This is a genomic window from Pantoea sp. S62, from assembly GCF_016658625.1.
Classification (GTDB): Bacteria; Pseudomonadota; Gammaproteobacteria; order Enterobacterales; family Enterobacteriaceae; genus Pantoea; species Pantoea vagans.
In genome coordinates this window covers 13,504-35,724 of the sequence record NZ_JACVVI010000026.1, presented here as the reverse complement: position 1 = coordinate 35,724, position 22,221 = coordinate 13,504, and the positions used below count along the sequence as shown (strand labels likewise).

At 54.9% G+C, this 22,221-nt stretch carries 19 protein-coding genes; 5 read left to right on the top strand and 14 right to left on the bottom strand.

Annotation, left to right across the window (positions count from 1 at the left end; genetic code table 11):
- Window positions 1-9 precede the first annotated feature (9 nt).
- Window positions 10-948, bottom strand: coding sequence for a malate dehydrogenase (gene mdh / locus IBT54_RS23710; protein ID WP_013359191.1), 939 nt, complete (start codon window positions 946-948; stop codon window positions 10-12).
- Window positions 949-1,388: 440 nt separating this feature from the next.
- Here mdh and argR point away from each other — a divergent pair, with 440 nt between their 5' ends.
- The 4 genes from argR to yhcN (IBT54_RS23690) all read left to right on the top strand — a co-directional run bounded on the left by argR (window position 1,389) and on the right by yhcN (IBT54_RS23690) (window position 3,304).
- On the top strand, window positions 1,389-1,859 hold the full coding sequence (gene argR / locus IBT54_RS23705; protein WP_013359192.1) for a transcriptional regulator ArgR: 471 nt from the start codon (window positions 1,389-1,391) through the stop codon (window positions 1,857-1,859).
- Between the two features lie 474 nt (window positions 1,860-2,333).
- Entirely contained in the window at window positions 2,334-2,597 is a 264-nt protein-coding gene (gene yhcN / locus IBT54_RS23700; protein WP_013359193.1) for a peroxide/acid stress response protein YhcN, read from the top strand.
- A gap of 83 nt (window positions 2,598-2,680) precedes the next feature.
- Entirely contained in the window at window positions 2,681-2,947 is a 267-nt protein-coding gene (locus IBT54_RS23695; RefSeq protein ID WP_201253211.1) for a YdgH/BhsA/McbA-like domain containing protein, read from the top strand.
- Between the two features lie 93 nt (window positions 2,948-3,040).
- A complete protein-coding gene (yhcN, locus tag IBT54_RS23690) occupies window positions 3,041-3,304 on the top strand; it encodes a peroxide/acid stress response protein YhcN (RefSeq protein WP_013359195.1) in 264 nt (87 codons plus the stop codon).
- A gap of 65 nt (window positions 3,305-3,369) precedes the next feature.
- Here yhcN (IBT54_RS23690) and IBT54_RS23685 read toward each other — a convergent pair whose 3' ends face one another.
- From IBT54_RS23685 to aaeX, 5 genes are all read right to left on the bottom strand, one after another.
- Window positions 3,370-3,639, bottom strand: coding sequence for a hypothetical protein (locus tag IBT54_RS23685; RefSeq protein WP_013359196.1), 270 nt, complete (start codon window positions 3,637-3,639; stop codon window positions 3,370-3,372).
- 55 nt (window positions 3,640-3,694) lie between these two features.
- On the bottom strand, window positions 3,695-5,146 hold the full coding sequence (locus IBT54_RS23680; RefSeq protein WP_147789846.1) for an NAD-dependent succinate-semialdehyde dehydrogenase: 1,452 nt from the start codon (window positions 5,144-5,146) through the stop codon (window positions 3,695-3,697).
- A gap of 113 nt (window positions 5,147-5,259) precedes the next feature.
- Window positions 5,260-7,212, bottom strand: a complete 1,953-nt coding sequence (gene aaeB / locus IBT54_RS23675) for a p-hydroxybenzoic acid efflux pump subunit AaeB (protein ID WP_201253210.1) — start codon at window positions 7,210-7,212, stop codon at window positions 5,260-5,262.
- A 9-nt stretch (window positions 7,213-7,221) separates the two neighbouring features.
- Window positions 7,222-8,154 (bottom strand): p-hydroxybenzoic acid efflux pump subunit AaeA, encoded by a 933-nt coding sequence (gene aaeA / locus IBT54_RS23670; protein ID WP_013359200.1) that lies wholly within the window; start codon window positions 8,152-8,154, stop codon window positions 7,222-7,224.
- A gap of 7 nt (window positions 8,155-8,161) precedes the next feature.
- Entirely contained in the window at window positions 8,162-8,365 is a 204-nt protein-coding gene (aaeX, locus tag IBT54_RS23665; RefSeq protein ID WP_003855277.1) for a p-hydroxybenzoic acid efflux pump operon protein AaeX, read from the bottom strand.
- Window positions 8,366-8,597: 232 nt separating this feature from the next.
- Here aaeX and aaeR point away from each other — a divergent pair, with 232 nt between their 5' ends.
- Window positions 8,598-9,515: an HTH-type transcriptional activator AaeR gene (gene aaeR, locus IBT54_RS23660; RefSeq protein ID WP_201253209.1), complete on the top strand. Its 918-nt coding sequence runs from the start codon at window positions 8,598-8,600 to the stop codon at window positions 9,513-9,515.
- Window positions 9,516-9,548: 33 nt separating this feature from the next.
- Here aaeR and tldD read toward each other — a convergent pair whose 3' ends face one another.
- From tldD to csrD, 8 genes are all read right to left on the bottom strand, one after another.
- The gene (tldD, locus tag IBT54_RS23655) at window positions 9,549-10,994 is read right to left on the bottom strand and encodes a metalloprotease TldD (protein WP_033784121.1); all 1,446 of its coding nucleotides are present in this window, start codon (window positions 10,992-10,994) and stop codon (window positions 9,549-9,551) included.
- A 64-nt stretch (window positions 10,995-11,058) separates the two neighbouring features.
- Window positions 11,059-14,889: an AsmA2 domain-containing protein YhdP gene (gene yhdP / locus IBT54_RS23650; RefSeq protein WP_147789848.1), complete on the bottom strand. Its 3,831-nt coding sequence runs from the start codon at window positions 14,887-14,889 to the stop codon at window positions 11,059-11,061.
- A 132-nt stretch (window positions 14,890-15,021) separates the two neighbouring features.
- Complete coding sequence (gene rng, locus IBT54_RS23645) at window positions 15,022-16,491, bottom strand: ribonuclease G (RefSeq protein ID WP_003855268.1); 1,470 nt, start codon at window positions 16,489-16,491, stop codon at window positions 15,022-15,024.
- Complete coding sequence (locus IBT54_RS23640; RefSeq protein ID WP_013359204.1) at window positions 16,481-17,074, bottom strand: nucleoside triphosphate pyrophosphatase; 594 nt, start codon at window positions 17,072-17,074, stop codon at window positions 16,481-16,483. Before IBT54_RS23640 ends, rng begins: the two co-directional genes overlap by 11 nt.
- 8 nt (window positions 17,075-17,082) lie before the next feature.
- Window positions 17,083-17,571, bottom strand: coding sequence for a rod shape-determining protein MreD (gene mreD / locus IBT54_RS23635; protein ID WP_013359205.1), 489 nt, complete (start codon window positions 17,569-17,571; stop codon window positions 17,083-17,085).
- The gene (mreC, locus tag IBT54_RS23630) at window positions 17,568-18,596 is read right to left on the bottom strand and encodes a rod shape-determining protein MreC (RefSeq protein ID WP_201253208.1); all 1,029 of its coding nucleotides are present in this window, start codon (window positions 18,594-18,596) and stop codon (window positions 17,568-17,570) included. The genes mreD and mreC overlap by 4 nt, the downstream gene beginning before the upstream one ends.
- Before the next feature lie 148 nt (window positions 18,597-18,744).
- Window positions 18,745-19,788 (bottom strand): rod shape-determining protein MreB, encoded by a 1,044-nt coding sequence (gene mreB, locus IBT54_RS23625; protein ID WP_003855260.1) that lies wholly within the window; start codon window positions 19,786-19,788, stop codon window positions 18,745-18,747.
- Between the two features lie 311 nt (window positions 19,789-20,099).
- Window positions 20,100-22,049: an RNase E specificity factor CsrD gene (gene csrD, locus IBT54_RS23620; RefSeq protein WP_095706609.1), complete on the bottom strand. Its 1,950-nt coding sequence runs from the start codon at window positions 22,047-22,049 to the stop codon at window positions 20,100-20,102.
- Window positions 22,050-22,221 lie beyond the last annotated feature (172 nt).

The window sequence follows — 22,221 nt, the reverse complement described above, 5'->3', positions numbered from 1 at the left end:
AGCCATCAGTTACTGTTTAACGAACTCTTCACCCTGAGCGATATCTTTATTCAGCGTATTGAGCATGCCTGACAGCGCCTGCTGTTCGTAAGCGCTAAGTGTGCCAATTGGCCTGCGTTCAGCAATGCCATTTTTACCGAGCAGCAGCGGCTGAGAGAAGAAGCGGGCATATTCGCCCTCGCCTTCCACGTAAGCACACTCTACAACATTCGCCTCACCCTTCAACGCGCGTACCAGCGACAAACCAAAACGCGCGGCCGCCTGGCCCATCGACAACGTAGCCGATCCGCCACCTGCTTTAGCTTCCACGACTTCTGTGCCAGCATTCTGAATGCGTTTGGTTAAATCAGCCACTTCCTGATCGCTGAAGCTGACGCCTTTGACCTGTGACAGCAGCGGCAGAATGGTTACGCCAGAGTGGCCGCCAATCACCGGGACTTCCACCTGATCCGGCTGCTTGCCTTTCAGCGCGGCCACAAAGGTGTTAGCACGAATAATGTCCAGCGTGGTCACGCCAAACAGACGATTTTTGTCATAGACGCCGTGCTTTTTCAGCACTTCTGCCGCAATGGCAACAGTGGTATTGACCGGATTGGTAATAACGCCAATCAAGGCTTTAGGGGCCGTTGTGGCAACCTGTTCAATCAGATTACGAACAATGCCTGCGTTCACATTAAACAGGTCAGCGCGATCCATACCAGGTTTACGTGCGACGCCCGCAGAAATCAGTACCACATCGGCACCCTGTAAGGCAGGCGTGGCGTCTTCTCCACTAAAACCTTCAATAGAGACAGCAGTAGGAATATGGCTGAGATCAACGGCGACGCCAGGCGTAACCGGCGCAATGTCATACAGTGAGAGTTCTGAACCTGCGGGAAGCTGGGTTTTGAGCAGAAGTGCGAGCGCCTGGCCTATGCCGCCAGCGGCACCGAGAACGGCAACTTTCATTCTTAACTCCTTATTAAGGTGGGGCAGAGATGGGCCGAAATTCTATCTGTGTCAGACCTTAATCAACTGCTCAGGCGATGATAAATATCCGCTGTTAATTCTACGTGTTTTCACACTTGCTCGCCGGATTCAAAAGTTACTTATCATTGCGCCTGAATGACCGACAACTTTGCCGTCGTCAGACAGAGAACGGCTATGTGCGTTTTCTGTTACTACTTCTGATACTACACCACCAATAATATAACAACTTTGCAACCTTCGCCTTTCGGGGCTGTGACGGGGGTTTTGGTCTGAGCGGATTTATTTGCTATTATCGCCGCCCGCTAGCCGCCCGAACTCTGCTCATCAATCGACCGATTGCATAAAAATGCATTTAAATGCATAATCACTACTCTGCCGCGGGCGGATGCGCGGTTATTCTCTCTATTTATTGGTAACCTATGCGAAACCCATCGAAACAAGACGATCTGATCAAGGCTTTCAAAGCCTTATTAAAAGAAGAAAAATTCAGTTCTCAGGGCGAAATTGTTCAGGCGCTTCAGGATGAGGGCTTTGAAAATATCAATCAGTCCAAAGTCTCGCGGATGCTGACCAAGTTTGGCGCAGTGCGCACCCGTAATGCCAGGATGGAAATGGTCTATTGCCTGCCCGCTGAACTGGGCGTGCCGACCACCACCAGCCCGTTAAAAAACCTGGTACTGGATATCGACTACAACGATGCGCTGGTGGTGATTCATACCAGTCCGGGTGCAGCACAGCTGATTGCACGTATGCTGGATTCGCTGGGCAAAGCACATGGGATTCTTGGCACGATCGCTGGCGATGACACGATCTTTATTACCCGTGCGCGCGACTTTACGGTTAAGCAGCTGCACAGCGCGATCCTCAACCTGTTTGAACAGGAACTCTGATCGCTGACTGACGGCCTGCTATCCTGCCCCGGGTCGTCAGTTTGTTCTTTCTACCCATCGTTTTGCGGCACACTGCCCCGCTGTTTAATACTAATAAGCCAGTTTTAATACACCTGACTCCTGGTCAGATCGCTTACTCTGCTTAACCTTCTGCGCTATTTTACACTGCTTTACATCAGTGATCCGGCACCATTGCCCGGATCCAGATCAAACTCCAGTCCAATACGCCTCATAGTTTCGCACTAAACGTTAAAGTGATCTATCTCACTGTTTTTCTGATTAAAATCACCGTAAAGGCTATTTTTTATGCTGTTTTTATAACGTTAAGTTATTAAAAGTAGGCATAAGGATAAAGAATCACAAAAAAACATTATTAGCCGGGTATTAATTTCTCTCGTTATTAGTTCTATACTTCTTTTCGTGATGCAAATCACACTAACTAGAAAGATAAAAATAGACGACGAGGAAATATCTATGAACGTAAAAACTACCATCGCTACCCTGAGCATTTTCTCTGCACTCTCATTTGGTGCAGTAGCAGCAGAATCTATCGATGCCGCACAGGCACAGGATCTGCAGGCTATTGGCACCATCAGTGTCAGCGGCGTCGCGGGTTCCCCGATGGATATCAAACAGAAGCTCAGTGACAAAGCGGATCAGCAGGGCGCAAAAGCCTATCGCGTGATCGAGGCTTACAACAACGGCAATTATCACGCTACCGCCGCGCTGTATAACTAAACCCAATAATGCCAGCGGCTCTCTGTCTGACGCGCCTTTTTGCGCTCCGGAGGACCGAAGCAAAATCTTCAGGAGAGTTGACCATGAAAATGAAATTAGCGATTGCTGCTCTTAGTCTGGCGTCCCTGTTCTCAGTGGGTGCCAGCGCCGCCAGCCTGATATCAAATGAACAGGCGCAGGGTTTGCAGCCCATGAATCAGACCATCAGCATTGGTGGACGTAACGGCGACCAGACGCATATCCGTCAGGTGCTGTCAGAGAAAGCGGATGCACAGGGCGCAAGCCATTATCGCATCATCGAAAACAACCAGGACAACACCTGGCATGTCACCGCTGAGCTTTATAAATAATTAACCGTGATGACGCCTGAAGGCGCATAACAAATATCGACGACCGGCCCTTACGAGTAACCGCAGGTTGTTGAATGTATTGAGGAGATAATCATGAATATCAAAACAACCATCGCTACAGTCAGTCTGCTTTCCGTTATGGCGTTCGGCGCATCAGCCGCACAGCTGGTCACCAGCGAACAGACGCAGAACCTGCAGCCTGCGGGCACCGTAAGCATCAGTGGAACCGGGGGATCCCCAATGGATTACCGCGCTGAGCTTTCACAGAAAGCGGATGAACAGGGTGCCAGCGCCTATAAAGTCATTGAAGCGCGCACCGGTGATAGCTATCACATCACTGCACAGCTTTATAAGTAATTCCTCGTCAGATCTATGACGAACCCTTTGGCCCCGCTCGCCGGGGCCTTTTTTCATCTGATGTATTATCTGACGTTAAAGTGCAGCCGGCCTTCCAGCTCCTCTTCCGCTTCATCAAATAACAGAATCAGCGCGCCATAGCGTCGTCGCTGTCCCCTGCCCAGATTGACAAACTCAATCTCCAGCGGCATCGGTAACAGATCCCCTGTCACGACATCCCACAATCCATCCAGATCGCAGATGCGGCGCTCCTCCAGTGCAAATCGCTCGCTGAACTGGCGAAAGAAATGGGACTGGTCGACTATTTCATTAAAATCAAAACGCTCGATTTTCATGCTGACGGCTCCCATGCTCCGTCTGCGGGCGACCTCTGCCGCCCGTTCATGACCGTTAGCTCAAACCGCCCAGGTGCAGCGCTTTGACCTCCAGATACTCTTCCATACCGAGTACCGAACCTTCGCGGCCCAGACCCGACTCTTTCACACCACCAAACGGCGCCAGCTCGGTGGAAACGGCGCATTCGTTAATGCCAATCATGCCGCTTTCCAGCGCCGCTGAAACGCGAAACACCCGTTGCAGATTCTGGGTATAAAAGTAAGCGGCAAGGCCGAATGGCGTATCATTGGCGCGGCGGATGACGTCATCTTCATCATCAAAGCGGAAACAGGCGGCTACCGGACCAAAGGTCTCTTCCTGCGCGAGCTGCATACCTTCGTGCGCCTCGGTAATGACGGTCGGCTGCCAGAAGTTGCCACCCAGCGCATGTCGCTCGCCACCCGCCAGTAATTTGCCGCCTTTGGCTACTGCATCTTTTACGTGCTGCTCAACCTTTTCCACCGCCGACGCTTCAATCAATGGCCCGACAATCACGCCTTCGTCCATGCCGTTGCCCACCTTCAGCTTGTTCACTTCGGCAGCCAGTTGCTGAGTAAACGCATCATAGACAGCGTTATGAATATAGAAGCGGTTAACACTGACGCACACCTGACCCGCATTACGGAATTTGTTGGCAATCGCACCCTGTACAGCGGCATCAATGTCGGCATCGTCGAACACGATGTATGGGGCATTTCCGCCTAATTCCATCGACACTTTTTTCATGGTTTCGGCAGCATTACGCATCAGCAGCTTGCCTACCTGGGTGGAGCCGGTGAACGAGATTTTACGCACCGCTTTGCTGGCCATGATCGCATCGCTGATGGCATGGGTATCACCCGCCACCGCATTCAGCACGCCATCCGGCACGCCCGCCTGCTTCGCCAGCGCCAGCAGGGCAAAGGCGGAGAGTGGCGTGTTATTAGCGGGTTTGATAATGCCGGTGCAGCCTGCCGCCAGAGCCGGACCCAGCTTGCGGGTCAGCATCGCCATCGGGAAATTCCACGGCGTAATGGCAGCCACTACGCCAATCGGTTCGCGGGTCGCCAGAATGCGGGATCCAGGTTTTGCCGGCGGAATGATCTCGCCGTTCGCCCTCTTCGCCTGCTCGGCGAACCACTGAATAAAGCTGGCGGCATATTCAACCTCTCCCTCCGCCTCCTTCAGGGGTTTGCCCTGTTCGGTCGTCATCAGCTCGCCCAGCCAGCGCTTGTTCTCAATGATCAGCTGGTACCAGCGAGTGAGAATTTCAGCACGCGCTTTTGCGGTCTGCGCCCGCCAGGCGGGAAAGGCGCGTTCCGCGGCGGCGATCGCCTGTTCCGTTTCCGCCTTACCTGCTTTTGCCACCTGCGCAATCACCTCGCCGGTTGCCGGATTGGTCACGTCAAAGGTGGACGCCGCCTGATGCCATTGGCCGTCCGCTAAATAGCCGGTCCGAAACAGTTCGCTCTCTTGCAGTGATTTCATTGATTCGCTCCTGTCAGTTTTGCTCTTCCGTCTGGAGAGTATAGTTGGCAAAAGCGACAGATTTTGTGATGGATGGGGATTGCACAGGCCGCTGCAGGTCGCAGCGGCCAGATTCAGATTTGGATGAGCGTGTTCTGGTATTTATCCAGCATCGTCGCCAGTCGTTTGACCGGTTCCGTTACGCTGACAGGAGCCTCGTAATGGACCAGTTTTTCCTGATAGACATCCAGCTCTTTGAGCAGACGTTCAAAGTAGTAACGGCGCTTGTCGTCGCTGCTGGCGGAGATCACCCGGTCGGCGGTGTAACGCAGCTGTCGGTGATACGCAGAGAGATCGGCGTTAACGGGCACTTCTGCGTCGCGTAATCGCTGATGACCGATAATCAGCGTCAGGGCGATGCGATATTTATTGATGTCGCCAGGAAACAGGTTCAGCAGCAGAAACAGTTGCTGATAGAGCGCCGGCAGATGATTTTCGCGCCGACGCGCCTGATTGGTGGTCATGGCCGAGACCGCTGCATACATAAAGCGGTTCAGCAGTTTGCGGCCGGTGCGCGCCTTCGATTTATCCCGAATCAGCAGAATAACCATCATCGCGACAAAGCAGCCGATAACCTGACCGAGCACATTATCGAGGAAAACGTTAATGTGAAACTCCATCGGATTATCAAGGACCAGAACGTTAAGCGTACCAATCAACGCACCCAGCGTGCCGAGCTGACGCCGCTGAATGAAGATGCCGCCGATAAATCCCAGTATGCCGATGGCGATGCAGAGCAGTAGCGCGCTCTGCTGCGTCGCGGGCAGAACATACATAAAATAGAGCGCCCCGAGTGGAACCGCGACCGTCATGCCGTAGAGAAAATCTTTGGCCATCATCAGCGGATTAGGCATACGCATCGCCAGCGCGGTAATAACGGCCAGCATGACCATACAGCCACTGCCAGACGTCCAGCCCGTATAGAGCCAGAACAGCGAACCCAGCGCGGTTGCAACGAAGGTACGGATGCCGTTAATCATTGCATGATGTGTTTCAGCCGAACGCGCCTGAATCACCACTTCGCGCTGCAGAATCTCCTCTTCCAGCGAGGTTATCCGGCTGTTGCTTTTGATGCCTTTAAGTAGCAGCAGATATTCGGTGGCGCTGCTTACCCAACTGGCCAGCGTGACCGGCGTTATTTTGCCCGTAGCGCCAATCACCCGCCGCATCACTTTCATCCGCTTATGCACCTCTTCAACCGTCGAGGCCGGTTTTTCAACCATCAACCGATACTGGGGCGGAATGTAGTCCGGACGGGAATTCTGAATGAGGAAGGTTTCGGCAGCCTGCGTTATCAGCGTCAGTGACAGGGTATTAAGCATCTGCAAACGGCGGTTGCTGTTCTTCCAGCGTGACGACTCCATCATCAGCTGGCTGCGCATGCTGTTCAGCGCCGTGGTGCGCCGTACCAGCGCGCTCCAGGCTTTATCGACCTCTTCCTTATCACCATGGGCGACGCAGAGTTGCAGCAACTGGTAGTGGGCCACCAGCAGCGAATCAACTTCCGCGTCGATCACTTTTTTAATCGAACGTGGCGAGAAGATCATGTCGGCCAGAATAGCGCACAGAATACCGAGTACGATTTCACTGCAGCGCTCAACCGCATATTGCGGCACCAGCGTCAGACCGCCGCTGGCGTTAGCCGTCACCACAATAATCAGCGCGGTATAGCCCGCCAGTCCCAGCGCATAGGAGTTTTCTACCTTAATCAGCGAAGAGAGCCAGACGCAAAGCCCTGCCCAGATGCAGCACAGCAGCAGCATCACAACCGGCGCACGCACGGTGGCGATCATGATGGCGAGTGCAGCGATACAGCCGATGAATGTCCCGATAATACGTAAAACGCCGCGATAGCGCAGTGCGCCGGAATAGGGATCGCCACCCGCTGCAAACGCGGTGCCGCCCGCCACGATCCCGGCGGTCATGACTGCCCAGCGTGGTGTTTCAAGGTTAAAGTGAAACCCTACCATCAGCGCTAACACCAGCGCGAAGGTCAGCTTTACCGGGAAACGCAGGAACTCGATCATATCGCCCTCTTAACCAAACTCACGCAGGCGATTGAACAGTCGGATCATGGGTGAAACCTGTTCAGGCTGGCGATCGGCCTGACCGGTAATCACCACGGTCGCGGTGGTTCCCGCCGGGAAGCGATTACCGGGCTGCTGATCAAGCCGGATGCGCACCGGCACACGCTGTGCCAGACGGACCCACTCCAGATTGGAATCTACCGTTGCCATGCCTTTACTGTCGACCGAGCTGCTGCTGTTGGTGACGCCCGCCGCGACGCTGTCGACGGTGCCACGCAGCACAATGTTGCTGCCAAGTGGCGTCACTTCCGCGCGGAAGCCCTTCTCAACGCCGTGCAGTTTGGTCTCTTCCAGGTAAGCCAGCACATAGAAAGAGTGCTGCTGAACCAGCGCCACCGCCACAGAACCACGGGTAATAAATTCGCCCTGATAGACGTTGAGGTTGGTGACCCAGCCATCGGATGGCGCTTTCACGGTGGTGCGCTCAAGATCGATCTTCGCCAGATCGCGCGTCGCCACCGATTTTGCCAGCTGATGCTCGCTGGTTTGCAGATCGTTGTTAGATTGCTCGATCGCCTCGCGCGACATTGCAGAGGTACCAAGCTGATTACGGCGGCCGGCTTCGCGACGTTTCTCACTCACCAGGGCCTGGTAATATTCAACATCCGCCTGTGCCTGATCGAGCGCCTTCTGATAGCGAGGGCGGTCAACCACAAACAGCGTATCGCCCTTCTTCACCAGCTGGTTGTCGTGTACCGGGACCTCAGTAATCAGGCCAGTGACGTCAGGCGAGATCGCCACCACGTCAGCTGCAAAACGTGCATCACGAGTCCAGGGTGATTCGGTATAGAACACCCAGGCGCGGAAGATGATAACCACTGCGATGATGACCAGCAGAATAGTGATCGCGTAGCGCGCGATTTTTCTTATGAGTGCTTTCACTTCAACCTCAGACTAATAAACGGGAGACAAGGTAAAACACACAGCAGTAAAGCGCTGTATTAAAAAGTGCCGGATGCCAGACAAGATCGTAGATGCCGCTCGGCGTCAGCACGCGTTTCACTAACCAGAACAGCATCAGTGAAATAATCAATTCGATGAAAACGGGCGGAAAAGAGAGCCCAAACATGACAAATACCGGAAGCACACTCATCACAAATCCTTAGTTCGACCTTGCCGGGATACTTCGTTGCCCTTTCAGATGTTGCAGGAAAACCCTCTGGCAGCGCTATCCGAACCGCAGCTGGCTTAATAATAGCGTATCATCGAAGAGTTTAAGGCAATGAAGAATCACCGGGAAATACCCCGGCGCGCTTATAATAACGCGCCTGACTATAAGTTTTCTACAGAATGTGATCTAAATCACTTTTAAGCCAGAGTAAATAATGGAACGACTGAAAGGTATGTCTGTCTTCGCCAGAGTGGTCGAACTCGGTTCGTTTACTGCTGCGGCGCGTCAGCTCCATCTGAGCGTCTCATCCATCAGCCAGATCGTCGCGAAACTGGAGGATGCATTGCAGGTTAAGCTGCTGAATCGCAGTACCCGCAGTATCGGGCTGACCGAAGCGGGTAAAATCTATTATCAGGGCTGCCGCCGTATGCTGGCGGAAGCGACGCAGGTGCATGAACAGCTCTACGCATTTAACAATACGCCGATTGGCGTGTTGCGGATTGGCAGCTCCTCGACCATGGCGCAGAATGTGTTAGCCGGTATGACCAGCAATATGCTGCGGGAGTATCCGGGGCTAAGTGTGAATCTGGTTACTGGCGTTCCGGCCCCGGATTTGATTGCGGATGGTCTGGATCTGGTGATTCGGGTGGGCGCATTAAAAGATTCCAGCCTCTTTTCGCGTCGTCTTGGCGCGATGCCGATGGTGGTGTGCGCCGCAAAAAGCTATCTGGCCCAGCACGGCACGCCGGAGAAGCCGGGCGATATCGATAATTTTTCCTGGCTGGAATATAGCGTACGGCCCGACAACAATTTTGAGCTGATTGCGCCAGAAGGCTTAGTCACCCGCCTCGCGCCACAGGGGCGTTTCGTGACCAACGATTCGCTGACGCTGATTCGCTGGCTCAAGTCGGGCAATGGCATCGCCTATGTGCCGATGATGTGGGTGATTGATGAGATCACCGCAGGCGAGATCGATATTCTGTTTCCGCACTATCAGTCCGACCCGCGTCCGGTGTATGCGCTCTATACCGAGAAGGATAAACTGCCGCTGAAGGTGCAGGTCTGCATCGATTATCTGACCGACTATTTTGAACAGGTGGCTGAACAGTATCAGCAGCACCGTAAAAGCTAACAACCCGCCGGGCGGCGGGTTGTTGAGGTCACATCAGGCGGTGCCGCCGATGGTCAGTTTATCCAGCTTCAGGGTCGGCTGACCGACACCGACCGGCAGGCTCTGGCCCTCTTTACCGCAGACGCCGACACCTTTATCCAGCGCCAGGTCATTACCCACCATTGAGATCTGCTGCATCGCTTCAATGCCGGAGCCAATCAGCGTCGCGCCTTTAACTGGTTTGGTGATTTTGCCCTTCTCAATCAGATAAGCCTCTGAGGTGGAGAAGACAAATTTGCCGGAGGTGATATCCACCTGACCGCCACCAAAGTTCGGCGCATAGATGCCGTACTCAACGCTCTCAATAATATCCTGCGGCGATGATTTGCCTGCCAGCATATAGGTGTTGGTCATGCGCGGCATCGGCAGATGCGCGTAGGATTCACGGCGTCCGTTACCGGTCGGGCTGACGCCCATCAGTCGCGCATTCAGCTTGTCCTGCATGTAGCCTTTCAGCACGCCGTTCTCAATCAGCATGTTGTACTGACCGGGAACGCCTTCATCATCGACCGCCAGTGAGCCGCGCAGACCTTCGAGGGTGCCGTCATCCACCACGGTACAGAGTTCAGAGGCAACCTGCTGACCGATTTTACCGCTGAACACCGAGGTGCCACGGCGGTTGAAGTCGCCTTCCAGACCATGACCGACTGCCTCATGCAGCAGCACACCAGGCCAGCCAGCACCCAGCACCACCGGCAACGCGCCAGCAGGTGCCGCCACGGCTGAGAGGTTAACCAGCGCCATACGCACCGCTTCACGCGCCCATGCATCAGCACGTACGTCGCCATTTTCATCTTCAAGGAAGAACGCATAGCCGGTACGTGCACCGCCGCCGCTTGCGCCGCGCTCACGCTTGCCCTGATCTTCAACCTGGACGCTGATAGAGAGGCGAACCAGCGGACGAACGTCTGCCGCCAGCGTGCCATCAGTGGCCGCCACCAGCACCTGCTCGTAAACACCGGTCAGGCTGGCATTGACTTCCTGCACGCGCGGATCAGCCGCACGGGCGACTTTATCGACGCGATGCAGCAGGGCAATTTTGTCTTCACGCGTCAGGCTGCTCAGCGGATCGACCGCCGAATAGAGCGAACGGTTCATCACGGCAGAAAGCGTATGGGCCTTGCCGTTTCCCTGTTCGCGTACAATGCTGCGAGCCGCTTCAGAGGAAAGACGCAGCGCATTCAGCGTAATCTGGTCGGCATAGGCGAAGCCGGTTTTCTCACCGCTGACCGCGCGCACGCCGACGCCCTGATCGATATGGTATGAGCCATCTTTAATGATTTTGTCTTCCAGCACCCAGGATTCGTGAAAGCTGGACTGAAAATAGAGATCGGCATAATCCAGACGACGTTCTGAAAGCTGCCCTAACAGGGAAAATAGGTCCTGCTGATTAATGCCGTTAGCAGTCAGTAACTGCTCACTTACCAGGTTCAGAGTCATCGTTTCTCACTCATTATGTGCTCAGATAATCATAGCCTGCGGTAATTCCGGTACGGCGTCAAATTCACTTGTTGTCTGTTTCACGCGGTTTACGCAGCACTTCATTGATTTCCGGTTTATCCAGCGGGCCACTGATGTGATAACGCAGCAGCGATATCTTGTTCCACAGGGGTCCCAGAACTTTACTGGCGGCAAATACCGCCGCGCCAATCACCGGATTAATGGCAAAGGCAGTCGCTACGCCGACAGAGGCAGAGATCTCAGGCGCAACCACCGCTTCCATATCTATCTGACGTTTCACCAGGTCGAGATTGCCCTGCATGGCGATGTCTGCTTCCAGTCCATCCACCAGCAGGTTATCGGTGCGCATAACGCCGTTTTCGATCCAGGCCGTGCCGTTAATCGAATCGAAATAGAACGAGTTGGTAAAGGTGTCGCTGAAGTCGAAGCGCAGCTTGCGCAGCAGCGCATCGAAGCTCACCAGTCGCAGGATTTTTCCCGCCGTGCCGGTGTTCACATCCGCGATCTGGCCTTTGCCAAAGTGGGTCTTAAGGGTGCCGCTCAGCGTCTCTGCCGAGGGCTGCCACGGTGCAGAGCGCCAGTGCAGGTCGTAAGCAATATCAAAAGGCGCATCGCGCAGCGGGGTATTCACGCCAAACCAGTTGGTCGCATTATTAATATTCGGCCCCTTAAGCGTGCCCTTCAGCGAGGTGCGCTGGTCGTCCGCGCGATTAACCCACTCACCGTTAATTTTAAGCTGCGAGCTGCCGGTATCCACTTTTCCGTTAGTAAGCGCTAACGTATCTCCTTTAGGCTGCAGCATCGCGGAGACCTGACCATATTTCTGGCCCAGTACCCAGCACTCTTTACAGCGCAGCTGTAAGGCGGGCCACTGACTGAAGTTAATGTTTGTGGTTTGCTGAGAAGACGCTTTGCCGCCCTTGCCTGCCTCGTTTTCCCATTGCGGATTGTAGTAGAGGTAATCGAGGTTCACCTGCCATGGCGCTCTGGGGGCCATCGCCAGTTCACCGCGCAGCTCTTTCGCATTGACGCTGACCTGACCTCGGCCACCTGAACTTTGTGCCAGCGTCGCCTCAACCTCATGCCATTGCTGTCCGGCCAGCGTAACCGCAGGACTGCGCAGCGTAATGTTACCCGGCAGTGTAACGCCACCGGTCTGGAAGTCGCTCCCGCCGCCCGACACACCCGCTCCCGCAGAGCCGCCTGCAGCCATCATCGCTACCCAGGCCTCACCATCCAGCGCGGGCAGATTCAGTACCATGCCCTCATGATCAGGTAGCGCAGGCGTTTTCTGTGCATCATTCAGCCAGATGCCACGATCAACGCGCAGCGTCGGCTCCAGCAACCAGCGGCTGTTAAAACGGTGGTTTGCATCGACGCTGCCGCTGAGATCGAAATGGTTCAGGTCGCCGCTGGCCTGAATGGCAACTGGCATCGCCTCACCGGCTTTTTTATCGAGTGGTGCAGGTAAGTGACTGCTTACTTCTTTGGCATTACCGTTCAGCGTCACGTCATAACGTGCCCCGCCATGATGCGGCAGCGTAATATTGACGTCCCCCTGCCACGGCAGATGCCCGCCGAGCTGCTTGCTGACAGCTGCCGGAACCTGGCTGATTTTCGCGGGTTGCCAGTCGCCCTGAAGTTTGACGTTAACGCCAAAGTCATCCGGATTCTCCCGGGTGCTGAAACGGACGCCCATCGGCTGCCCAAACCAGTTCGCCCGCAGGTCCTCACTGGCCAGATTGCCGTTGTCATAACGGAAGCGGCCAGAAAGATTGTTGATGGTGGTTTTTAACGGTTTGATAAACAGCGAATTGTTATTGAGATCGACATTGCCGCGGGCGTGGACCTGCTCTCCATCCAGTGGAATATCCAGATTCAGATGACCACCGACACGGCCTTTAATTTCCAGTTGCTCCAGCGCGGCACCCAGTGACGGCTTAAGCGGCGTCTGATCGAAATAGTCAGCGATCTGCTGGCCTTCACCACTGATATCCCCGTCGATGATCAGTTTTTCTTTCAGGTAGTCAGGGATCACCGCCGTGACGTTGCGAGCATCTACTTCGCCCAGTCTGGCCACTGGCGCTTTCATCCACAGACCGTCGTTCAGGAAATTGAGGTCGACATCGAGATTGCTCAGCGCCGGCCATTTGGGCTGAAATGCATAGGTCGCCTGGCGAAGCGGCACCCAGACCTGGAACATGCCATCATTGTGCTTGAAAGGGAACAGCGCCGGGTTACCGGCAAACAGCAGCGTGGCGTTGTCCACCCTGCCACCCTTCACCGCCCCACTCAGATAGTGCGTCAGGCTGTTACCCATCAGCGGCACCGGGAAGTAGCGCCAGGCATCGCCCGCATCGGTAAGCCGGATACCCGCCAGAATATCCAGACGGGGCTCGCCGCCGCTATTCTGCTGGTAGCTGAAGTCGCCGCGCGCCCAGAGTGAGCGCGCTTCGAGGTCAAGGTTTTCACCCGCCAGCGTCAGGCCATGTTCATCTTTAAGCCAGCGCAGTGCCCCGGTCACCCGCTTAATCTCTAAGGGTGCCTGGAACATGTCGCCATAGGGGACGGTTGCCGCGCCCATATCCACACTGACCTGACCATGGCTCAGGCTGCCGCGTGCTTCTCCACTCAGGTGACTGATGCCCGGCAACAGTTTCCAGTGCTGCCAGCTGAAATCACGCCACTTCACCTGTAAGCGGGTTTTTTCAGGCTGCTGTAATGGAATATCCAGCGCCAGGCCATCGATGGTGCCCTGCGGCTGCAGCGTCTGCCAGTTTTCAAACAGCGTCGGAGAGAGCGGCGCAAATAACGGAACGATCGGCGCAATATGACTCAGCACCAGCTGTGTGGCGCGCACCCGCACTTCCTGCTGACCATCCGGCCCCAGCAACTGCTTATCTTCAGGACGCCATAGCAGCGAGAAGTGACCGGCAGGCCAGGCCTCGCCGTCAGTACTGAGCCGCGTCTGCGGCACATTGACCACCCAGCCATTCTGGAAGCGTGACAGATGCGCGGTCAGCCCATCGACTTCTATGCGGTGTCGTCCGGTTTCGCCCTGCCAGCTGGCGCCGCCCTTGCGCAGCAGCAGATCGCCAGCATAGATGTCGCCATCACGCAGGTTAACCCAGGCCGCCAGGCTGAAGCGGGCGCTGTCCAGCCGGGTATTGTCGCGCACCCAGCGGCCCAGCCATGGACGCATGTCGACATCGTCGGCCTGCATCCAGATGCGGCCGTCATTAAGTAAACCGTTGCTGTCGTTAAGGTCGAGCCGCACCTGAACCACGCCGTGCTGACCGGTAAAGCTCGACAGACTGACTTCGCCTTCGGCGCGATGGCGGTTATCTTCATTGACCCAGGTGAGTCGGGGGATCGCCAGCTCAGCATGCTGGCCGGAAGGCGTACGGAAACGAATAGTGCTGTCGCGCAGGTCAAAGTGGTCAAACTGACGCAGGAAAAGTTCGTTAATCTGCGCCGGACGGAAACTGTTTTTCTCTTTGTCGTTGTCGAGTAAGGGGCGATTCGTGTCGAGGTGCAGCTGCCAGAAGGTCAGATCGCGGAACTGCCAGCGCCAGTGCAGCAGAGACTGCCAGACGTCGAGCGCCAGATTGATACGTTTAATCGTGAGTTTGCCGTTTTCATGCAGATCGACGCTGAGGTCACGAACCTGCAGGGTTGGGCCGAAATTCTCCCATTTACCCTGTAACTGGCTGGCGTTGACCGGCACATCCGTTTTGTCGGAGATGAATTGCAGAAGGTTGTTGCGATAGCTGTCGAGATGCGGCATCACCAGACGCAATCCGCTGACCAGCAGCGCGACAATCACGATGATTGCCGCGACCAGCAGTAACAAAATCCTCGGCAACTGCCTCACTCACGCCTCTCCTTGTGTTCCGTAAACGACGGATAGTTGGTTCTCATACCCGACCGTCTTCGAATAAAAGCGTTAAAGATACGCATTTTATCCCAAACAAGGGCGTTTATTCAGCCCGATTACGGGCTGACGTTACATCATTACCACGTCGAACTGCTCCTGAGTGTAGAGCGCTTCAACATGAACTTTCACCTGCTTACCCACAAAGATTTCCACTTCAGCCAGCGCATGAGACTCGTCGGTTTTTAGCGCCTCACCGACCGTTGGTGAAACATAGACCAGGAAACGGTCAGAATCATAAGCGTGATGAACCCGCACAATCTCACGCATGATTTCATAGCAGACCGTTTCAACCGTTTTCAGCGTGCCGCGCCCTTTGCAGACCGGGCAATCCTGGCACAGGACATGCTCAATGCTTTCACGGGTACGCTTACGCGTCATCTCCACCAGACCCAGCGCCGAGAAACCATTGATCCCGGTTTTAACCCGATCTTTACTGAGCGCGCTTTCCAGTGAATGCAGTACCCGGCGTCGATGGTCTTCATTGCTCATGTCGATGAAGTCGATAATGATGATACCGCCCAGATTACGCAGTCGCAGCTGACGCGCAATCGCCTGAGTGGCTTCAACATTGGTGTTGAATATCGTCTCATCGAGATTGCGATGCCCAACAAATGCACCGGTATTAATATCGATAGTCGTCATCGCTTCGGTCTGATCGATGATCAGATATCCGCCTGACTTTAGTTCAACTTTGCGATCCAGCGAGCGCTGAATCTCATTTTCAACGTCAAACAGGTCAAAAATAGGCTGTTTACCGTTGTAGAGCTCCAGTTTACCGGCCATCTCCGGAATATATTCGCCGGTAAATTCCACCAGCATGTCGCAGGTCAGACGCGAGTCGACCCGAATGCGATCCAGCGCTGCGCCCGCGAAATCACGCAGGATACGCTGCGCCAGGGCCAGCTCGCCATAGAGCAGACAGCGGGTCTGGTTGCGCTTTTTACGCTCGCTGACTTTGGTCCAGAGACGTTTGAGAAAAGCCGCGTCCTGCGCCAGCTCCTCTTCGCCGATCCCTTCTGCGGCGGTGCGGATGATAAAACCGCCCAGATCGTCGCAGTAATCCGCCACCACCGCTTTAAGCCGATCGCGCTCTTTCTCACTCTCGATGCGCTGAGAGACACCGACGTGCGATGCGCCAGGCATAAAGACCAGGTAACGCGAAGGCAGGGTAATGTCGGTGGTCAGTCGGGCACCTTTGGTGCCCAGCGGATCCTTGACCACCTGAACCACCAGATCCTGTCCCTGACGCACCAGCTCGGCGATATCGCGCACGATGAAATTTTTCTTTTCGTCGCCCGCCACACATTCCGTATGCGGCATGATGTCAGAAGCGTGCAGAAAGGCGGCTTTTTCCAGGCCGATATCGACAAAGGCGGCCTGCATGCCGGGCAGAACACGGCTTACCCGTCCTTTGTAAATATTGCCAACAATGCCGCGCCGCGCTTCACGCTCAATATGGATTTCCTGAAGGATGCCGCCATCAATGTAGGCAACGCGTGTTTCAGAAGGCGTGACGTTAACCAGTAATTCAGCCGTCATGTTGACCCCTTACGGCACGCAGTGACTGGAAATGGCTGAGCAGCTCCGCTGTCTCAACTAACGGTAATCCGACCACTGCATGATAACTTCCATTAATTTTGCGGACAAAGTTTCCTCCCCTGCCCTGAATACCGTATGCACCCGCTTTATCCATTGGCTCACCGGTCGCGATATAGTCGTCGATGTCGCTCTCAGTTAAGGTGCGGAATGTCACATCAGTCGTCACGATGCAATCCAGCGCCTGCTGGCTGTCGGCCAGCGCCACTGCCGTCATGACCTGATGCGTATGACCGGAGAGTTTACGCAGCATCGCGTGGGCATCGGCGGCATCGCGCGGTTTTTCCAGCACGTCACCATTCAGCACGACAATCGTATCTGCGCCCAGCACCGGCAGATCCTGCGCGGCCAGTTTTACGCCCGCCTGCGCTTTGTCATTAGCCAGACGGCGGACATAGCTCTCAGCCGCTTCATTCGGCTGACGCTGTTCTTCAACGTCAGTCACGATGCGCTCAAATGTCAGGCCAAGTTGAGTTAACAGCTCACGACGACGCGGTGAACCGGAAGCAAGATAGAGGGTTACCATAAATTTCCTTATTGAACAGCGAACTGACGACGAATTTTTCTCATAAGTAAGAATAGCCAGGGCCAGAGAATACCGTCGACGACACTGCTCCAGAAAATTTCAGGTCGGAATGAAACGTTGATTACCAGGAATTCAGCCCAGAAGACAATTACATCCATCGCCAGTGACAGCACCATAACCATTAACGCTTGCTGCCACAACGCTAAGTTGCGGAATAACTGGAACTTAAAGGCTATCAGGTAGGCGATGATACTGAGTGCCAGCGCACGTACGCCCAGCGTGGATCCGGCAATCAGATCCATGATAGCACCCAGCATAAATCCGCTGCCGACGTTGACCCGATGCGGCAGTGCGAGAACCCAGTAGATAAGGATGAGCAGCAGCCATGAAGGCCGGAACATATAAATTTCATCCGGCCATGGCATGATCTGCAGGACTAACGCGACCAGGAAAGAGAGCCAGATGACCCAACGTCCCTGGCTGCGATATCGACTCAAGGCTGCCCCCCGCGTGAACGCGAGGAGTTGCTCTGTCCGCTACTGCCACTGCTGCCTGTTGATGGAGCAGGCGGCCCCATCTGTACGGTGGGTGCAGGCGGACCCATTTCACCCGCAGGCGGTAAGACCTGCGGCATCATCTGCATCAGACGCTCATTCGCAACGCGATGAACCTCATCCTGCGGCAGCGGCATATCGCCATTACGATCTGCGCCCCACAGCAGCAGCAGATAACGCAGACGCTGCAGACCCGCGGTCGGATGCGCCTGAATCACCGTGTAAGCGCGCTGAGTATCCACTTTCACAGAGGAGACCACGCCCACTGGATAACCCTCAGGGAAACGACCACCGATACCTGACGTCACCAGCACATCGCCGACCCGAATGTCCGTATTACCCGGCAGATGCTCAAGCTGGAGATCTTCAGTACAGCCGTTACCCGCGGCAATCACACGAATGTCATTACGCAGCACCTGAATAGGCAGCGCATGTGACGCATCGCAGATCAGTAGAACACGGCTGGTGAGCTGTCCGACGGCGATAACCTGACCGACCACGCCTTTATCACTGATGACCGGCTGACCCTCATAGACACCGTTAACGCTGCCTTTGTCGATCACCACCTGGTCGGTGTAAGGATCGGTGCCGGTGGAGATCACCTGCGTCACCATCTTTTGCTCATCCTGACGCAGCGGTGAACCCAGCAGTTCACGCAGGCGTGCGTTTTCCTGCTTATATTGCCCCAGCATTAGCAGGTTACTGTTTTTCAGGAAGAGCTCACGACGTAACGCTTTATTTTCCTGCTCCAGCTGCTGACGCGACGCCAGCGACTCCGACACGCCATCCAGCAGCTGACGTGGCCCATTAGCCAGGAAGTAAAACGGACTGACCGACGTATCCAGATAGTTGCGTATTTGGGTGAAAGAGCTCACACGGCTGTCGGCAATGATAATGGCAATTGCCACAATGACCGCCAGGAAAAGACGCAACTGCAGGGAAGGTCCCCTGCTAAAAATCGGCTTCATATAATCTGCGTGATCCTCGACAACAGGAGAGGAAGCGACGGCAAAACACCGTGCTTCCCTGGGCTGAACGCACTGTACCGGCACAGATTTCGCCGGTTCACATGCCACTCCCTCGCATGATCATTGCGTTCTCAGCCGGTTGAGGCAATTATTCTTCGCTGAACAAATCGCCGCCATGCATGTCGATCATTTCCAACGCCTTGCCGCCACCGCGCGCCACACAGGTCAGCGGATCTTCAGCAACAACAACCGGAATACCCGTCTCTTCCATCAGCAGGCGATCCAGGTTGCGCAGTAATGCACCACCACCGGTCAGCACCATACCGCGCTCTGAGATATCGGAGGCCAGCTCAGGCGGACACTGCTCAAGAGCAACCATCACCGCGCTGACGATGCCGGTTAACGGCTCCTGCAGCGCTTCCAGAATTTCGTTGGAGTTCAGCGTGAAGCCGCGCGGTACACCTTCTGCCAGGTTACGGCCACGCACTTCAATTTCACGGACTTCATCACCCGGATAGGCTGAACCGATCTCATGCTTAATACGTTCTGCGGTCGCTTCACCGATCAGTGAACCGTAGTTACGACGCACATAATTAATAATAGCTTCATCGAAACGATCGCCGCCAATACGTACGGATGAGGAGTAGACCACACCGTTCAGGGAGATCACCGCTACTTCGGTAGTACCACCACCGATATCAACGACCATTGAACCGGTCGCTTCAGAAACGGGCAGACCTGCCCCGATTGCTGCAGCCATCGGCTCTTCAATCAGAAAGACTTCACGCGCGCCGGCGCCCTGAGCGGATTCACGAATCGCACGACGTTCTACCTGCGTAGCCCCGACGGGTACGCAGACCAGCACACGTGGGCTGGGACGCATAAAGCTGTTGCTGTGAACCTGCTTGATGAAGTGTTGCAGCATCTTTTCGGTCACGAAAAAGTCAGCGATAACGCCATCTTTCATCGGACGGATAGCGGCAATATTGCCTGGCGTACGGCCGAGCATCTGTTTGGCGTCATGACCTACGGCCGCGACGCTTTTCGGTGAACCGGCACGGTCCTGACGAATAGCAACCACGGAAGGCTCGTTCAGCACGATGCCCTGTCCTTTTACGTAAATCAGGGTATTCGCGGTACCCAGGTCAATGGACAAGTCGTTGGAAAACATGCCACGAAATTTTTTAAACATACTAAGGGATAATCCTGCAAGCTGGGGGCGGAAAATAAAATCCGCTTACTTTACCAACCACACGAAGCTGCCACAAGGCGCAAAAACGTTCTGCTTCGGTGAAAAAAGACGCCTGATTGCGTTTAAGTCATCTGAACCCGCGATCCGTAGCAGCAGAATGGCGACCAGACGCCATCAGTGCTGCATTTGCCGTGATTTCCGCTTGCCATGCCCGACATAAAATTTAACATTTCCGGCACGATGGTTATGGGTTCAGATGCGGCTTAACATTAAAAAAAACCGTCAATTTCTGTCATTACGACAGCAAATCATTAAATACGGTAACGTTGGGAATACTTCTTCACGTTACTGTTAACCGGAAGCGAAGGGGCAAAAAAGTCGCCCTGCCCGCCTGCCACACCTAGCGCCACTAATGTCTGCCACTCCGCTTTAGTGCGGACACCGGTAGCAAACACCTGAATACCCGTGGACTTACAGACCTCCAGCAGACTCTGTACAAACAGCTGATTGGCGGTCCGCCGTTCAATGTTGCGCACCAGACCCGCATCAAGCTTGATCAGTTCCAGCGGCAGGTGTCGTATATAGGCGCTGCTGACGACGGTTAAACCCGCCTGATTTACCGCTACCCGACAGCCAAAAGCCTTAAGTGCACGGAATACTGGCGTTAAATGGTCGATGTGTTGACAGACATCTGCCTCGGCAAGTTCAAATAAAAATCGTTTTCTTTGTGATTTGGGGCACTGCAGCAGCATATTCTGCAGCCAGAGGACAAATGAACGTTGCAGGAGAGAGGTTATCGTCACCGGCATCACCAGCGTCTCTTCCGGCCAGAGTTCAGAGAGTGCCGCGATGCGCGTGACCAGCTGACGATCCCAGCCATCAGCCATACCGAGCTGCTGCACCAGCGGCATATATTCTGCGGCCAGCACCTCTTTATCGCCATCGAAGATGCGGGTCAGCATGACCCGATGCTGTACCTTGCCTTCGGTATTCACGGTGGGTTTATGGTACAGCCGCGGACCGCCGCGACTAAGCGTGTTCTCCAGTAGGGTTCGCCAGCGCACGCTACCCCGCCCGGCGTCCTGAGGATTTCCTTCGCCATTAGTCCAGTTATTACCCCCCAGCAGTGCCGCACGTCGCGTGGCCATTTCGGCATTTTCTATCACCTGCAGGACGGTCTGCCCGCTGTGCCAGGCGGTGATACCGATGTGGATCAGATCATCGCGATTGACCAGGCGCATCGGCGGCAGAGAATCAACAGCATTGATCAGCTGATCGGCAATACTGTTTGCCTCTTTAAGACTGCGATGCGGCAGTAATACAGCAAAATCACTGCGAAAATAGCGTGCCAGCAAGGCGCCGGGATAGCGCAGCACAAAGGTAGAGAGCATGTTGACGAAATTGAACAGGTACTCCTCAACCAGCGCCGGCTCCAGTGAATCTTTCAGCGCGTCCAGATCGGGCAGGCGCACCATCATCACTACACCGTGGGTACCGACAGCTTCCTGATCTTCCAGCAGGGTCGCGAGCTGATTATCAAAGAACAGCCGGTTGTTAAGGCCAGTGCGTCCATCCTGCGCGGCAAAGGTGCGGATCAGCGTGTCGATACGCAGACGCTGTTCGCCCGCTTCCTGAAGATCCGCCAGCAGTACATCCATCGCGCGACTCGCTCTGGGTGGCCACTCATCCACATCCCGTTTCGGCACGACCCCGCGTTCGCCGTTGATAATCGCCTCTGCCCGTACTTCAAGATGCTCCATGCCACGCCACTGACGGCTGAGCCAGCGATGCATCATCAGCAACAGCAGACTCATCACCAGCATGGCCGTAAACAGAATGCCCAGCGTAGAGGTACCGGTGAATGAGCGCAGCCAGGTTTTGGCAGGATCAAGGGTGACAACCCGCAGCTGCAAACCGGTCTGATGCATCAAAGGCACATCGACCTGGATAAAACGATTGGGTTCGTCTTCCAGCATCTGGTTTTCGTGTCGGGAGAGTGTGAGGAAAGTCTGCCTGCCGTTATGAAGGGAAATCTGCTCGGCATTCATTATGGGCATCATGCGCGTAAGCCAGTTATGAAGCTGTTCTGGCGTCTCGGAGAACATCGCCTGATCGACCTCGGTCGCCAGCACCTGCGCCCGATGTTCAACCCGCTGATGACTGAACCAGAAAACACTGAATGCGCAGCCTGCCAGCATTAATGACATCGCCAGCAGGCTTAAAAAGGTAATAAACGCAGATAATTTTGTGGTTAATCGCATCCCTGTGCCTGTATTGCTGCGGTGATAACCGGATCACCCCACTTTGTACCGTCAGCCTGACGAAAACGCGAGCAAAATAGCATAATTTGCCGCTGCCGACAGCGCCGAGTCGCATGAAGCCGAAGTATATCGTCGGGACAGGATTGCTGATGTTGATCCCGACACTTTTCAG